We start from the raw sequence: 13,222 nt of genomic DNA, 5'->3' as shown, positions 1-13,222 counted from the left end.
GAAAACCGGTGTTTACGGCTTGACGGCCTGGCCGTTGATTTTCAGGCCGGTGAGTTTCAAATCGTAGGTTTTGCCGTTGTCGGTGTAGGTGATTTTGGCGGGGATGTTGCCGAAGGCGGGGGCGAAAGAGTAGTGGACGGTGTCGTCGCCGCGCCGCACGCGGTAGTTGTCCACTTGGGTTTTGCCGCCGGAGAAGGCGTATTGCGCGCTGCCGGTTTTGGTGAGGCCGCCGATGTTGTAGATGCGTTTGCCGTTGGTGATGCGCAGGCCGTCGGGCAGTTTGCCGTCGGTGGCGGCAAGCTGCCAGGAAAGGGCGAAGAGGTCGAGAATCTGGCCGGCTGCGGCTTCGGTTTGGGTTTCGCCGCTTTTGCCGTAGGTGATTTTCCCGCCGCCGAATTTGGCTTCGGCGTAGGTTTTGCCTTTGCGGATGTCTTTGTAGTAGGCGGGGTGCAGCAGCTTGCCGCTGATGCTGCCGCCGCTTTCGAAGCGGAAGTTGTAGAGCGGGACTTTGATGACGGAGACGATGGTGTAGCCGCTGCCGCTGCGGGTGAAGGTCATGGTGGCGGGGATGCCGTAGGGGCCGCTGTATTGCAGCTCGGCGGTTTGCGGCAGCTCGGCGGCCTGCGCGGACAGGGCGGCGGCGAGGGCGAGGACGGGGAACAGGGCTTTCATGGCTTCTCTCTGTGTTTGCGGGAATCGGAGGCCGTCTGAAAACGGGGAAAACGGTTTTCAGACGGCCTTTTCCCTTATTTCAATACGCTGACTTTGCGGATGAGGACGGGTTGGACGGGGACGTTTTGGTGGAAGCCGTGGTCGCCGGTCTGCACTTTGGCGATGGCGCGGACGACGTTCATGCCTTCGCTCACTCTGCCGAAGACGGCGTAGCCGTAGCCTGAGGGGGTGTTGTTTTTGTGGTCGAGGTTGGGATTGTCGGCGAGGTTGATGAAAAACTGGCTGGTGGCGGACTGGGGGTTGCCGGTGCGGGCCATGGCGATGGTGCCGGCGGTGTTTTTCAGGCCGTTGGCCGCTTCGTTGGCAATAGCTTTTTCGGTGTTTTTCTGCGTCATGCCGGCGGTAAAGCCGCCGCCTTGGATCATGAAGCCGTCGATGACGCGGTGGAAGACGGTGTTGTCGTAGAAGCCGCTGCGGGCATAGCGCACGAAGTTGGCCACGGTTTTGGGGGCGCGTTTTTCGTCGAGTGTCAGCTTGATTGTGCCGTAGTTGGTGTCGATTTCGACGGGGGTGTCGGCCTGTGCGGGCAGGGCGGCGCAGAGCAGGGCGGCGAGCAGGAGTTTGGCGGTGCGGTTCATAAAATTGTCCTTTCGTTCGGTGTCGGATGGCGGGAAAACGGGTGTTTGCGGCCGTCTGAAAACGTTGCGCTGTGTTTCAGACGGCCTGTTTTCAGACGGCCTGTGCGGGGCTTTACTCCCCCATGGCGGCCAAAAGCTCGGCCTGATGCTCGGCAATCAGCGCGGCGGTGATTTCTTCCATGTCGCCGTCCATCACAAAATCCAGCTTGTGCAATGTCAGGTTGATGCGGTGGTCGGTAACGCGGCCTTGCGGATAGTTGTAGGTGCGGATGCGCTCGCTGCGGTCGCCGCTGCCGATGAGTGATTTGCGTTCGGCGGCTTCTTTGGCCTGGGCTTCGCGTTTTTGCGCGTCGTTCAGCCGCGCGGCCAACACTTTCATGGCCTGGGCTTTGTTGGCGTGCTGGCTGCGGCCGTCCTGGCATTCGACCACCATGCCGCTGGGCAGGTGGGTGATGCGCACGGCCGAATCGGTTTTGTTGATGTGCTGGCCGCCCGCGCCCGATGCGCGGAAGGTGTCGATGCGCAAATCGGCGGGATTGAGCGTGATGTCTTCGAGTTCGTCCGCTTCGGGCATCACGGCGACGGTGCAGGCGGAGGTGTGGATGCGTCCCTGGCTTTCGGTGGCGGGTACGCGCTGCACGCGGTGGCCGCCCGATTCGAATTTCAGACGGCTGTACGCGCCCAAGCCGATGATGCGGGCGATGACTTCTTTATAACCGCCCAACTCGCTTTCGTTGGCGGAAACGATTTCCACCTGCCAGCGGTTGCGTTCGGCGTAGCGGCCGTACATGCGCAGCAGGTCGCCGGCAAACAGCGCGGCCTCGTCGCCGCCTGTGCCGGCGCGGATTTCGATGAAGATGTTTTTGTCGTCGTCGGCATCTTTGGGCAGCAGGAGTTTCTGCAACTCGGTGTCCAAGGTTTCCATGTGCGCTTTGGCCGCTTCGATTTCCTCTGCGGCAAAATCTTTCATTTCGGGGTCGGACAGCATTTCTTCCGCATCGGCAATGTCGTTTTGCGCTTGGGTGTAGCGGTGGAAGGTTTCCACTACGGGCGTGAGCTCGGCATGTTCGCGCGTGAGCTTGCGGTAGTTGTCCATATCGGCGGTGGCTTCGGGCGAACCGAGCAGCGCGGTTACTTCTTCCAGGCGGTGGGCGAGGTTTTGCAGTTTGTCGAGGATGGAGGGTTTCATGGGGAGTCCGTGTTTTATAGCAAGGCCGTCTGAAAAAGATTTTTCAGACGGCCTGAAACGCTGCGGATTATAGCAGCTTTGCGCACGCTGACGCGGATGCGTCCGGCAGGGTTTACGGATTCAGGATGCGTGCAATCAGGGCTTTTTCCCGCCCGCGCATTCCGGGAATCTGTACCTGTATGCCGTTGCCGGGGGCGGTGTCGGCGGGTTCGCCGTTGCGTTTCATTTCGCGCAATACGATGGTTTGGTTGCCTGCGGGGTGGATGATTTCGAGGGTGTCGCCCACGGCGAAGCGGTTTTTCACTTCGACGGTGGCCCAGCCTTCGCCGTCTACGGAAAGGGTGTGGCCGACGTATTGGCTTTGTTTGGCCAGCGAGTGGCCGGAGAGGTAGTTTTGGTAGTCCTGCGTTTGGTGGCGTTCGAGAAAGCCTGATGTGTAGCCTCGGTTGGCAAGGCCTTCGAGTTCGGAGAGCAGGCCGTAATCAAACGGTTTTCCCGCTACGGCATCGTCGATGGCTTTGCGGTAGGCCTGGGCGACGCGGGCAACATAATAGACGGATTTGGTGCGGCCTTCGACTTTCAGGCTGTCCACTCCGATTTTCGCCAGCCCGGCCACTTGTTCGATGGCGCGCAGGTCTTTGGAATTCATGATGTAGGTGCCGTGTTCGTCTTCCATAATCGGCATGTATTCGCCGGGACGGTTGGCCTCTTCGAGCAGGAAGACTTTGTCGGCGCGGGGGTGGCGGGTTTGGCCGTTGATGCCTTCAAATGCGGCGTTGGCTTCTTCCTGCGCTTTGTTGAAATCAAAGCCCTGCAAAAGCTGCGCGTCGCCCGCGTCGCTTTCGGCGGCATTGTGCACTTTGTAATCCCAGCGGCAGGAGTTGGTGCAGGTGCCCTGGTTGGGGTCGCGGTGGTTGAAGTAGCCCGAGAGCAGGCAGCGGCCGGAATAGGCGATGCACAGCGCGCCGTGTACGAAGACTTCGAGTTCGATGTCGGGGCATTTTTGGCGGATTTCGGCGATTTCTTCCATAGAGAGTTCGCGCGAGAGGATGATGCGTTCCACGCCGATGCGCTGCCAGAACTGCACGCCCCAGTAGTTGGTGGTGTTGGCCTGCACGGAGAGATGAATGGGCATTTCGGGCCAGCGTTCGCGCGTTACCATAATCAGGCCGGGGTCGGCCATAATCAGCGCGTCGGGGCGCATGGCGATCAGCGGCTCCATGTCGGCGATAAAGGTTTTGAGCTTGGCGTTGTGCGGCAGGGTATTGACGGTGAGGAAGAATTTTTTGCCGCGCGTATGGGCTTCCCTGATGCCGTCTGAAAGGACTTCGAGTTTGGCAAATTCGTTGTTGCGGGCGCGCAGGGAGTAGCGCGGGCTGCCGGCGTAAACGGCATCCGCGCCGTAGTCGAAGGCGGTGCGCATACGTTCGGGGCCGCCGGCGGGCAGGAGAAGCTCGGGGGATTTCATGGTGTCGGTGTTGTGTTCGGGTGGGGTGGAACGGCTTTCAGGCCGAAACCTTGGCAAAATTCCGTATGCTGCCAAGCAGCGTAACTCCCGCGCAGGCGGGAATGACGGTATTTTTTGGTTTCGGACTGCTGTTGGGGTTTGCAAAGGTTTCAGGCTGCCTTTTGTTTTAAGGCAGCCTGAAAACAATGGTTTTTAAGCGGAGCGGATTATCCGCGCTTTCGGCAGGGGGGTCAATTTGGCAGGTTGCAGACGGACTTTGGGCTTGGAGGCCGTCTGAAAAGGCTTATTCCGTTTCCGTGCTTTGGTATCCGGCATAGCCCAACAGCGGTTGCAGTGCTTTGCCGTATATTGCCCACAGTTCTTCGCGACGGCAGTCCATGAGGTGTTTTTCGATGCGTTGCAGGTATTCGCTGCGGCTGCGGTAAACGGCTTCGGGGCGTTGGCTTAGGTAGCGTTTGATGGTGCGGATGATGTCGCGGTCGATGGGTTTGCGTTTTTTGGGCGGCAGATTGTTCAGGTAGCCTATGGCTTCTTCCGCATCGAAGCCGAACACGAGTTCGATGTCGAGCGAGCACGCCAAATCGCTGCCGCCGCCGAATTTGGCGCGGTAGAGGCTGCGGATGTCGTGCCACTGCATATGGCGGTAGAGCATCATGGCGCAAAGGGCAATTTCGTCGCGGACATCCAGGCCGAGCGGGTAGCATTTGCGGTATTCGCGCAGCAGTTTCTTAATCAGCGGTCTGTCGCGCGCGTCGAAATCTTCGGAGAGTTCGAGCGTGAGTGTGAGGAGCTTGATGTGGGCGGCATTCAGGTTGTTTTTGCCGCGTATGCGGCAGGGTTTGGGTAATTTCGCATGAGGACGGATGCGGAGGCGGGTGATCTGGCGGCGGAAGGGGTTGGCGGGCATGGCGGGTGCTTCCAAGGTTTTTATAAAGGCATTCAGACGGCCTTTGAGGCCGTCTGAAAAATCGGGCGGGCCGGCAATGCCGTTTTCAGACGGCCTTACCACCACCAGGGACCCCACGGGCGCGGGCCGTACCACCAGTCGTCGTAGTAGCGGCTGTAACGGCGCAGGTCTTCGAGACGCTGCTGGGCGGCGTAGCTCTGCCAGGCCATGCGGTAGCAGGCTTGGAACATTTTGTCGTTTACTTTGTCGATGTAGGCGAGGCGGAAGGTTTGTTTGTCTTTTGCGTCCGCGCCGGTCTGGCCGTCGAACTGGCGGCGCATGAGCGTGGCGGTGTCGGGGTCGCATTGGGCGGCGAGGGCAACTTGCAGGTTTTGGCGGGCGCGGATGTGGGCGGCTTCGCGTTCGGCGCGTTGCTCGGGGGTGAGGGCGCAGGCGGAGAGTAAGACGGCTGCGGCTGCGAGTGCGGCATATTTCATTTTGCTGCTCCTTTGTTGTCGGGTTGCGGAAAAACAGGATGGGCGTGTGTTTTTCAGACGGCCTGATTATCGCGCTTTCCGGCGGGAAAAACCAAGCGGTTTTACGGTTGGGCCGAGGCGATGTGTTCGATTGCGGCTTGGGCGCAGTAGAGGCCGAAGGCGGCGGTTACGATCATGCTTGCGCCGTAGCCCGCGCACGACAGGCCTTGCGGGGCGGCATCGCAGGCTTGGGCGGTGTGCGGCGGGGCGGTGTTTTCGAGGGAATAGACGCAGGGGACGCGCATTTTTTGTTTCGGGTCGCGCGGGAAGCCGTGGCGGCGGCGCAGGGTGTAGCGCAGGTTGGCCAACAGCGGATCATGGGTAACGGCGGCAAGGTCGGCGGTGCGGATGTTTGCCGGATTTCTCTGGCCGCCCGCGCCGCCGCTGAGGACGAAAGGCTGGCCGCTGCCTACGAAATGCGCGGCCATGGCGGCTTTGGCGCGTACTTGGTCTATTGCGTCGATTACGAAGCTGTAAGGCCGTCTGAAAAGCGTGTGCAGGTTGTCTTCGCCGACGAAGTCTTCGATTTCGCCGACGCGGCAGGCGGGGTTGATTTGCAGGATGCGTTCGGCCAGGGCGGTGGTTTTGGCTTTGCCGAAGTTGTCGGTAAGGGCGTGGATTTGGCGGTTGGTATTGGATTCGGCGACGTTGTCGAGATCGATCAGGGTAAGCGCGCCGATGCCGGAGCGGGCGAGTGCCTCTGCCGCCCACGAGCCGACGCCGCCGAGGCCGACAACGCAGACGTGCGCTTGGGAAAACCGTTGCAGGGCGGGTTCGCCGTAGAGGCGGGCAATGCCGGCAAAGCGGCGCGGGGGGGAAAGGGCGGTCATTGTGTCATATCAAAGGAAACAGAAAAAATGCGCATTTGTGCGCGGGCTGGATTATACTGCGGGGCGTGCGGAATGTCCGCTCAGGAGGTGCCTTCAAACCTGCGCCCGCAGCGGATGGGTGCGGATGACGGCTTTCATTTTCATCGTTTAAGTCAAGACAAGGAGAGTTTTATGTACAAACATCTGGTGGTAGCAGTAGACGGCAGCGAAACTTCGGCCAATGCTTTGAAACATGCGTGCGGCGTGGCGGCGGCGGGAAAGGCACAGCTGACTTTGGTTCATGTTGCCAACCCAGCCGAATATATGGCGCTCGCCCCGGAATTTTTGCAGCAGAACAGCTATGAAGAAGCGGCCGTGGCCAACGGCAACGAAGTCTTGGCTGAGGCTTTGGAAATCGCCAACAGTGCGGAACCGGGCATTGCAGGCGTGAATACGCACCTGCTGCTGGCCAACAAAGGTGCGCGCGAAATGGCGCAGGAGCTGGTGGATTACGCCGACAAGCAGGGTGCGGATCTGCTGGTGCTCGGCACGCACGGCCGCACCGGCCTGATGCACCTACTGATGGGCAGCTTCGCCGAAACCGTGATGCGCCAGAGCCATCTGCCGCTGCTGATTATCCGCAGCGAGGGCGGCGGCGAAGAAGACGAAGCGTAAACGCCGGCCGCATCCGGCAAGGCCGTCTGAAAATCAAGTTTTCAGACGGCCTTTCGTTTGCCCGCGCCGCTCCTGCTTGTGGAAATCGGGTAGAATCCGCCGCTTTTGTTGTTACGGATTGAAGAAGTTTTATGCTTGATATTTTGAAGGCCGCATTGTTCGGCATTGTGGAAGGCATTACCGAATGGCTGCCCGTCAGCTCCACCGGCCATATGATTCTGCTGGACGAATTTGTGCGGCTCGATGTGTCGCCCGAATTTTGGAAAATGTTTCTGGTTGTGATACAGCTCGGTGCGATTGCGGCGGTGGCGGTGTTGTATTTCGACAAGCTCTGGCCGTTTGCGCGCGGGCTGCGGCTTAAGCCCGAGGCCGTGCCGCTGTGGAGCAAGATTCTGCTGGCCTGCGTACCCGCCGCGGTGGTCGGTCTGTCGCTGGACGAGTGGATCGACCGCCATTTCTACAATCCGTTTACCGTGGCGGTGATGCTCATCCTGTTCGGCATCGCCTTTATCGTGGTGGAAAACCGCAATAAACACCACAGGCCGCAAACCACCAATCTGGCGGGCATTACCTATATGCAGGCATTGTGGGTGGGGCTGTTTCAGGTGATTGCCGCCGTGCTGCCCGGCACCAGCCGCTCGGGCGCAACCATACTCGGCGGCATCACCGTCGGCCTGAGCCGCGAAGTGGCGGCGGAATTTACCTTTTTCCTGGCCGTGCCGGTGATGCTGGGGGCCAGTCTGTTGAAAATTGCCAAACACGGCCTGTCGTTTACCGCCCACGAAGCGGGCATCCTGTTCTGCGGCATGACCGTCAGCTTTGTCGTCAGCATTCTTGCCATCAAATTTCTGATGGCCTATATCAAACGGCACGATTTCAAAATCTTCGGCTGGTATCGGATTGTGCTGGGCGCGTTGGTGCTGCTGTATTTCGCGGCATTGAAATAAGCAGCCGGATAAAGATTTGAGGCCGTCTGAAAACCTGCCAACGGGTTTTCAGACGGCCTCTTTGTCTGTTTTTCCTGCCGTTGCGTGTACCGCGCGTCGGACACGATGAAAAAACGCGTGCGTGGCTGCGCCATACACCCTGCACAGGTTGTCAGCATGAAGCCAAGTAACAGGCCGTCTGAAATCTGTTTTTCAGACGGCCTCTTGCTTGGCAGACTCGGCCAGCACGGCTTTTACCGCCGCCGCTTCTTTCAGCGTGCGGATTGCGTCAAACAAGGCCTGTGCCTGCGGCTCGGCCTTTTTCATCATGCCCAGCCATTGTTTCAGGCGGGCAACGGCATATTTTTCATTGCCGCCCGGCGCGTTCAGACACAAATCCACAAACAGCCGTATCCATTGCAGCGTTTGCGCAAACGCCGGTTCCGCCGTGTTTCCACCGTTTTCATAGGCTTTAATCTGCCGTGCCAGCCACGGGCGGATGACTGCGCCGCGCCCGATCATAATGCTGTTGCAGCCGCTTTCGCGTTTGATGTCGAGATAGTCTTGCAGGGTAAACACGTCGCCGTTGGCGGTTACCGGAATGTCCGCCGCTGCGGCGATTTTTTTTATCCAGCCCCAATGTGCGGGCGGTTCGTAGCCCTCGACTTTGGTTCGGGCATGGACGGTCAGGGCGCACGCGCCGCCTTCGGCGATGGCCTGTGCGTTTTCCAGAGCCAGCGTTTTGTCCTCGAAGCCCAGCCGCATTTTGCCGGTGAGCGGAATGTGCGCGGGCAGGGCATCGCGCAGGGTTCGGACAATCCGGTAAACGCACTGCGGCTCTTTCAGCAGCACTGCGCCGCCTTGGTGTTTGTTTACCGTGGGCGCGGGGCAGCCGAAATTAAGGTCGATTTTGGCGGCTCCGAAACGCACCGCTTCCAGCGCGTTCACAGCCATATTGTCCGCATCGCTGCCCAGAAGCTGGACGGTGCAGGGGATGCCCGACGGCGTGCGGCTGCCGTGTGCCATTTCCGGCGCGTATTTCAGCCACGCGGCGCGGGAATGCACGGTGTGGGTGATGCGGACAAATTCGCTCACGCATTCGTCGAAGCCGCCGATACGGGTGAGCAGATCGCGCATCGGCGCATCGGTCAGCCCCTGCATCGGGGCAAGAATCAGGTAGCACGGTCGGTCGGTCATAAAGTTTTGCGCTGCGGAAAAAAGAGGCGGATTATAGCGGACAGGCCGTCTGAAAATGCAACAGTGGGCGGAAGAGGCAAGCCTGCTGGGCTTGGCGTGTGTATTGTGCTGCCGGACAGCCTGCCGGAAACGGCGGACAACGGCAAAGGCCGTCTGAAAATGTTTTCAGACGGCCTTTTGCGGCAATTGGCAACCGGCTGTACTCCGATGCTTACAGCGCGTCTTTCAGCGTTTTGCCGGCGCGGAATTTCGGGGTTTTGGCAGCAGCGATAGTCAGCGGCTCGCCGGTTTTGGGATTGCGGCCCTGGCGTTCTGCGCGTTCGCCGACATAGAAAGAGCCGAAGCCGACTACGGTTACGGTGTCGCCTTTTTTCAGGGATTCGGTAATGGCGTTTACCATGCCGTCCAGAGCTTTGGCGGCGGCGGCTTTGGAAATGTCGGCTTCCTGAGCCATGGCTTCGATTAATTCAGACTTGTTCACGATAAGTCCCTTTCTGTCTAATGAAACATTTAAAACATGGAAAATTCCCAAACGCTCCGCGTTCGGGAATGCGGATGGATAATGACGCGGCTTTATAGCAAGGCGGGATTTGCCGTGTCAAGGACAAACGCACAAACGGAGGACATTTTCCGTCCGTTTGTGCGCGCTTGTCTTTTTTTGCAACATTAGCCGCTTTGCATCAGTGCCGCTGGGCGTTTGCGCTTGACTTTGCCGCCGTTGCCGTCCCTGCCGAAGAGGCCGGCAGATCTGTGGCTTTGAACGGTTCGGGACGGCGTTCGAGGCCGAACTCCAATACTTCGTCTATCCATTTGACCGGGCGGATTTCCAAGCCTTCTTTGACGTTGGCGGGGATTTCCTCCAAGTCTTTGACGTTGCCTTGCGGAATGAGGACGTGCCTGATGCCGCCGCGCAGGGCGGCCAGCAGTTTTTCTTTCAGGCCGCCGATGGGCAGGACTTCGCCGCGCAGGGTAATTTCGCCGGTCATCGCCACATCGGCACGGACGGGGATGCCGGTAAAGGCGGAAACCAAGGCCAGCGTCATGCCGATGCCCGCGCTGGGGCCGTCTTTGGGCGTTGCGCCTTCGGGAACGTGGACGTGGATGTCGTGTTTTTCGTAGAAGTCGGGAGAGAGCCCCAAGCCTTCGGCGCGGGAACGGACGACGCTCCATGCGGCGGTGATGGACTCCTGCATGACATCGCCCAGCTTGCCGGTGCGGACGATATTGCCTTTGCCTTTGAGGGCGACGGCTTCGATGGTCAGCAGCTCGCCGCCGACTTCCGTCCAAGCCAGTCCGGTTACCTGGCCGACACGGTTTTCGTTTTCGGCCACACCGAAGTCGAAGCGGCGTACGCCAAGGTAGTCGTGCAGGTTTTGTGCATCGACGACGATGGTGTCGGGTTTGCCGCCGCCGTTCTTCCCTGCCGCATCTTCGGCAAGCTGTGCCGCCATCACGCCTTTGCGGCAGATTTTGGCGATTTCGCGGTCGAGCGAGCGCACGCCGGCTTCGCGGGTGTAGTAGCGGACGATGTCGCGCACGGCTTCTTCGCGGATGTCGATTTCGCCTTCGCGCACGCCGTTGCGTTCCATCTGTTTGGGTACGAGATACTGCATGGCAATGCTGACTTTTTCGTCTTCGGTGTAGCCCGAGAGGCGGATGATTTCCATGCGGTCGAGCAGGGCGGAGGGGATGTTCATGCTGTTGGAGGTGGCGATGAACAATACGTCGCTCAAATCGTAGTCCACTTCGACAAAGTGGTCGGAGAAGGTGCTGTTTTGTTCGGGATCGAGCACTTCGAGCAGCGCGCTGGACGGGTCGCCACGGAAGTCGCTGCCCAGCTTGTCGATTTCGTCGAGCAGGAACAGCGGGTTTTTCACGCCGGCTTTAATCATGCCCTGGATGATTTTGCCGGGCATGGATCCGATGTAGGTACGGCGGTGGCCGCGAATCTCGCTCTCGTCGTGCACGCCGCCCAAAGCCATGCGGATGTATTTGCGGCCGGTGGCTTTGGCGATGGACTGGCCGAGCGAGGTTTTGCCTACGCCCGGGGGGCCGACGAGGCAGAGGATGGGGCCTTTGAGTTTTTCGCTGCGTTTTTGCACCGCCAGATATTCCAAAATGCGCTCTTTGACTTTTTCCAGGCCGTAGTGGTCGGCATCCAGCACCAAATCGGCTTTGGCAATATCTTTGATGACGCGCGTTTTTTTCTTCCACGGCAGATCGAGCAGCGTATCGATATAGTTGCGCACCACGGTGGATTCGGCCGACATCGGCGGCATCATTTTCAGTTTTTTCAGCTCCGACAGGGCTTTTTCCTCCGCCTCTTTGCTCATGCCGGCCGCTTTGATGTCGGCTTCCAGCTTGTCGAATTCCGCCCGCTCGTCTTCTTCGCCCAGCTCTTTGTGGATGGCTTTGACCTGTTCGTTGAGGTAATACTCGCGCTGCGATTTTTCCATCTGGCGTTTGACGCGGCCTTTGATGCGTTTTTCCACCTGCAAAATATCCAGTTCGGCATCGATTTGTCCGATTAGAAATTCCATGCGTTCGGCCACGTCCACTTTGTCCAGCACGGCTTGGCGCAGCTCGAGTTTCAATTGCAGGTGGGCGGCAACGGTGTCGGTCAGCCGGCCGTTGTCTTCAATGCCGGAAATGGTGGACAGCACTTCGGCCGGGATTTTCTTGTTCAGCTTGGCGTATTGCTCGAACTCGTTGAGCAGGGTGCGGCGCAGGGCTTCCATATCGCGGCCGGAAGAGGCTTCTTCGTCTTCCGTTTCGACATAGGCGAAGAAATAGTCGCCGTTGTTTTCGATTTCCACGGTGCGGGCGCGGCGGATGCCTTCCACCAGCACTTTTACCGTGCCGTCGGGCAGTTTCAGCACTTGCAGCACGTTGGCAACCGTACCCATCCGGTGCAGATCCTGCTCCTGCGGGTCGTCGTCGTTGGGGTTTTTCTGCGCCAGCAGGAAAACCGGTTCGTCGTTTTCCATCGCCCTTTCCAGCGCGGCGATGGATTTGGGGCGGCCGACAAACAGCGGCAGCACCATATGCGGGTAAACCACCACATCGCGCAGCGGCAGCAGAGCCAAAGCGCGGTCGTAGGCGGGGTGTTGTGTATTGGCCATATTTTTGCTTCCTTTACAAATTCAGGCCGCCAAATTGGGCTGCACGCTTTTTTTTCAAGGCTGCGGCAAGCGGCCGTCTGAAACTTATTTTGCGGGCAGACGCGGCTATCCGATTGCGTTAGAATACGCGCCGCTGTTTTTCAGACGGCCTCGATTGTCCGTCCGCCTGAAAAACCCATAAGGACAAAGACATGACACAGCAAAGAGACACCCTTATCGAATTTCCCTGCGCCTTTCCCATCAAAGTGATGGGCGGGCAGCATCCCGATTTTCTTCCCGCAATACTCGAAACCGTGCGCCGTCATGCTCCGGAAACGGAGCAGGAACACATTACTTCCCGCCCCAGCAGCGGCGGCAACTATCTTGCCGCCACCGTTACCGTACAGGCGCAAAACCAGGAACATCTCGACGGCATCTACCGCAGCCTTACCGCCCATCCGCTGGTGAAAGTGGTGCTGTAATGAAAACCGTGCGCCTCGGCCGCCGCGACTATCTGCCCGTATTCCGGCAGATGCAGGCGTTTAACGCCGGCCGCACCGCCGATACCGAAGACGAGCTGTGGATTGTGGAACACAATCCCGTTTTCACACAGGGGCTGGCAGGCAAAGCCGAACATCTTTTGGTGCGCGGCAGCATTCCCGTCGTACAGATCGACCGGGGCGGCCAAATCACCTACCACGGCCCCGGCCAGCTTGTCGTGTACACCATGATCGATTTCAAACGGCGCAAAACCTCCGTCCGCAACATCGTTTCCGCCTTGGAAAACAGCATCATCGCCACACTTGCCGGCTACGGCATCGCCGCCGCCGCCGATCCGCAGCGTCCCGGCGTGTATGCGGAGGGCAGAAAAATCGCCTCACTCGGCCTGCGCATCAAAAACGGCTCCGTCTACCACGGCCTCGCCCTGAATGTAGATATGGATCTGACCCCGTTTTCCCAAATCAATCCCTGCGGCTACGCGGGTTTGCAAATGACCCAAATCGCCGATTTTGTCCGCCCCAGTCCGGCATTGGACGAAGTGGCAGACAGGCTGGTGGCGCATTTGCGGGAACAACTGGCGGTTGAGGCCGTCTGAAAACACGGTTCGGGCACGGCCGCAACCGG

At 59.2% G+C, this 13,222-nt stretch carries 14 protein-coding genes; 4 read left to right on the top strand and 10 right to left on the bottom strand.

Annotated elements, in window-relative coordinates:
* Positions 1-12: 12 nt before the first annotated feature.
* From DYE40_RS00910 to DYE40_RS00880, 7 genes are all read right to left on the bottom strand, one after another.
* Positions 13-672, bottom strand: coding sequence for a DUF3108 domain-containing protein (locus tag DYE40_RS00910; protein WP_115307330.1), 660 nt, complete (start codon positions 670-672; stop codon positions 13-15).
* Between the two features lie 74 nt (positions 673-746).
* Positions 747-1,310 carry a peptidylprolyl isomerase gene (locus DYE40_RS00905; RefSeq protein ID WP_115307329.1) on the bottom strand — a complete coding sequence of 188 codons (564 nt, stop codon included), beginning with the start codon at positions 1,308-1,310 and terminating at the stop codon, positions 747-749.
* 112 nt (positions 1,311-1,422) lie between these two features.
* The gene (gene prfA / locus DYE40_RS00900; protein WP_115307328.1) at positions 1,423-2,499 is read right to left on the bottom strand and encodes a peptide chain release factor 1; all 1,077 of its coding nucleotides are present in this window, start codon (positions 2,497-2,499) and stop codon (positions 1,423-1,425) included.
* Between the two features lie 112 nt (positions 2,500-2,611).
* A complete protein-coding gene (gene trhP / locus DYE40_RS00895) occupies positions 2,612-3,967 on the bottom strand; it encodes a prephenate-dependent tRNA uridine(34) hydroxylase TrhP (RefSeq protein ID WP_115307327.1) in 1,356 nt (451 codons plus the stop codon).
* 283 nt (positions 3,968-4,250) lie between these two features.
* Entirely contained in the window at positions 4,251-4,991 is a 741-nt protein-coding gene (locus DYE40_RS00890; RefSeq protein WP_147286539.1) for a hypothetical protein, read from the bottom strand.
* Positions 4,970-5,350 carry a hypothetical protein gene (locus DYE40_RS00885; RefSeq protein ID WP_115307325.1) on the bottom strand — a complete coding sequence of 127 codons (381 nt, stop codon included), beginning with the start codon at positions 5,348-5,350 and terminating at the stop codon, positions 4,970-4,972. The genes DYE40_RS00890 and DYE40_RS00885 overlap by 22 nt, the downstream gene beginning before the upstream one ends.
* Positions 5,351-5,451: 101 nt before the next feature.
* A complete protein-coding gene (locus DYE40_RS00880) occupies positions 5,452-6,219 on the bottom strand; it encodes a tRNA threonylcarbamoyladenosine dehydratase (protein WP_115307324.1) in 768 nt (255 codons plus the stop codon).
* Between the two features lie 171 nt (positions 6,220-6,390).
* Here DYE40_RS00880 and DYE40_RS00875 point away from each other — a divergent pair, with 171 nt between their 5' ends.
* Both DYE40_RS00875 and DYE40_RS00870 read left to right on the top strand, forming a co-directional pair.
* On the top strand, positions 6,391-6,873 hold the full coding sequence (locus DYE40_RS00875; protein ID WP_115307323.1) for a universal stress protein: 483 nt from the start codon (positions 6,391-6,393) through the stop codon (positions 6,871-6,873).
* A 131-nt stretch (positions 6,874-7,004) separates the two neighbouring features.
* Positions 7,005-7,820 (top strand): undecaprenyl-diphosphate phosphatase, encoded by an 816-nt coding sequence (locus DYE40_RS00870; protein ID WP_115307322.1) that lies wholly within the window; start codon positions 7,005-7,007, stop codon positions 7,818-7,820.
* A 192-nt stretch (positions 7,821-8,012) separates the two neighbouring features.
* Here the strand turns inward: DYE40_RS00870 and DYE40_RS00865 are convergent, their stop codons facing one another.
* The 3 genes from DYE40_RS00865 to lon all read right to left on the bottom strand — a co-directional run bounded on the left by DYE40_RS00865 (position 8,013) and on the right by lon (position 12,118).
* Positions 8,013-8,996 carry a tRNA dihydrouridine synthase gene (locus DYE40_RS00865; RefSeq protein WP_115307321.1) on the bottom strand — a complete coding sequence of 328 codons (984 nt, stop codon included), beginning with the start codon at positions 8,994-8,996 and terminating at the stop codon, positions 8,013-8,015.
* 211 nt (positions 8,997-9,207) lie between these two features.
* Positions 9,208-9,477 carry an HU family DNA-binding protein gene (locus DYE40_RS00860; protein ID WP_115307320.1) on the bottom strand — a complete coding sequence of 90 codons (270 nt, stop codon included), beginning with the start codon at positions 9,475-9,477 and terminating at the stop codon, positions 9,208-9,210.
* Between the two features lie 199 nt (positions 9,478-9,676).
* Positions 9,677-12,118, bottom strand: coding sequence for an endopeptidase La (lon, locus tag DYE40_RS00855; RefSeq protein ID WP_115307319.1), 2,442 nt, complete (start codon positions 12,116-12,118; stop codon positions 9,677-9,679).
* A gap of 191 nt (positions 12,119-12,309) precedes the next feature.
* On the opposite strand from lon, the gene DYE40_RS00850 reads away from it, so the two are divergent.
* Both DYE40_RS00850 and lipB read left to right on the top strand, forming a co-directional pair.
* Positions 12,310-12,579, top strand: a complete 270-nt coding sequence (locus tag DYE40_RS00850) for a YbeD family protein (protein WP_115307318.1) — start codon at positions 12,310-12,312, stop codon at positions 12,577-12,579.
* Positions 12,579-13,193: a lipoyl(octanoyl) transferase LipB gene (gene lipB, locus DYE40_RS00845; protein WP_115307317.1), complete on the top strand. Its 615-nt coding sequence runs from the start codon at positions 12,579-12,581 to the stop codon at positions 13,191-13,193. The genes DYE40_RS00850 and lipB overlap by 1 nt, the downstream gene beginning before the upstream one ends.
* Positions 13,194-13,222 lie beyond the last annotated feature (29 nt).

Origin of the sequence: Kingella potus, assembly GCF_900451175.1 — a bacterium.
Lineage (GTDB): Bacteria > Pseudomonadota > Gammaproteobacteria > Burkholderiales > Neisseriaceae > Neisseria > Neisseria potus.
The sequence above is the reverse complement of the archived record's forward strand: the minus strand, read 5'-3'. Positions and strand labels throughout refer to the sequence as shown.

Excerpts from the sequence above, each read along its gene's own strand:
- DYE40_RS00910 (WP_115307330.1), bottom strand. The coding sequence starts at position 672 with ATGAAAGCCCTGTTCCCCGTCCTCGCCCTCGCCGCCGCCCTGTCCGCG.
- DYE40_RS00885 (WP_115307325.1), bottom strand. The coding sequence starts at position 5,350 with ATGAAATATGCCGCACTCGCAGCCGCAGCCGTCTTACTCTCCGCCTGC.
- lon (WP_115307319.1), bottom strand. The coding sequence starts at position 12,118 with ATGGCCAATACACAACACCCCGCCTACGACCGCGCTTTGGCTCTGCTG.
- trhP (WP_115307327.1), bottom strand. The coding sequence starts at position 3,967 with ATGAAATCCCCCGAGCTTCTCCTGCCCGCCGGCGGCCCCGAACGTATG.
- DYE40_RS00880 (WP_115307324.1), bottom strand. The coding sequence starts at position 6,219 with ATGACCGCCCTTTCCCCCCCGCGCCGCTTTGCCGGCATTGCCCGCCTC.
- DYE40_RS00865 (WP_115307321.1), bottom strand. The coding sequence starts at position 8,996 with ATGACCGACCGACCGTGCTACCTGATTCTTGCCCCGATGCAGGGGCTG.
- DYE40_RS00905 (WP_115307329.1), bottom strand. The coding sequence starts at position 1,310 with ATGAACCGCACCGCCAAACTCCTGCTCGCCGCCCTGCTCTGCGCCGCC.
- lipB (WP_115307317.1), top strand. The coding sequence starts at position 12,579 with ATGAAAACCGTGCGCCTCGGCCGCCGCGACTATCTGCCCGTATTCCGG.
- DYE40_RS00850 (WP_115307318.1), top strand. The coding sequence starts at position 12,310 with ATGACACAGCAAAGAGACACCCTTATCGAATTTCCCTGCGCCTTTCCC.
- DYE40_RS00870 (WP_115307322.1), top strand. The coding sequence starts at position 7,005 with ATGCTTGATATTTTGAAGGCCGCATTGTTCGGCATTGTGGAAGGCATT.
- prfA (WP_115307328.1), bottom strand. The coding sequence starts at position 2,499 with ATGAAACCCTCCATCCTCGACAAACTGCAAAACCTCGCCCACCGCCTG.
- DYE40_RS00875 (WP_115307323.1), top strand. The coding sequence starts at position 6,391 with ATGTACAAACATCTGGTGGTAGCAGTAGACGGCAGCGAAACTTCGGCC.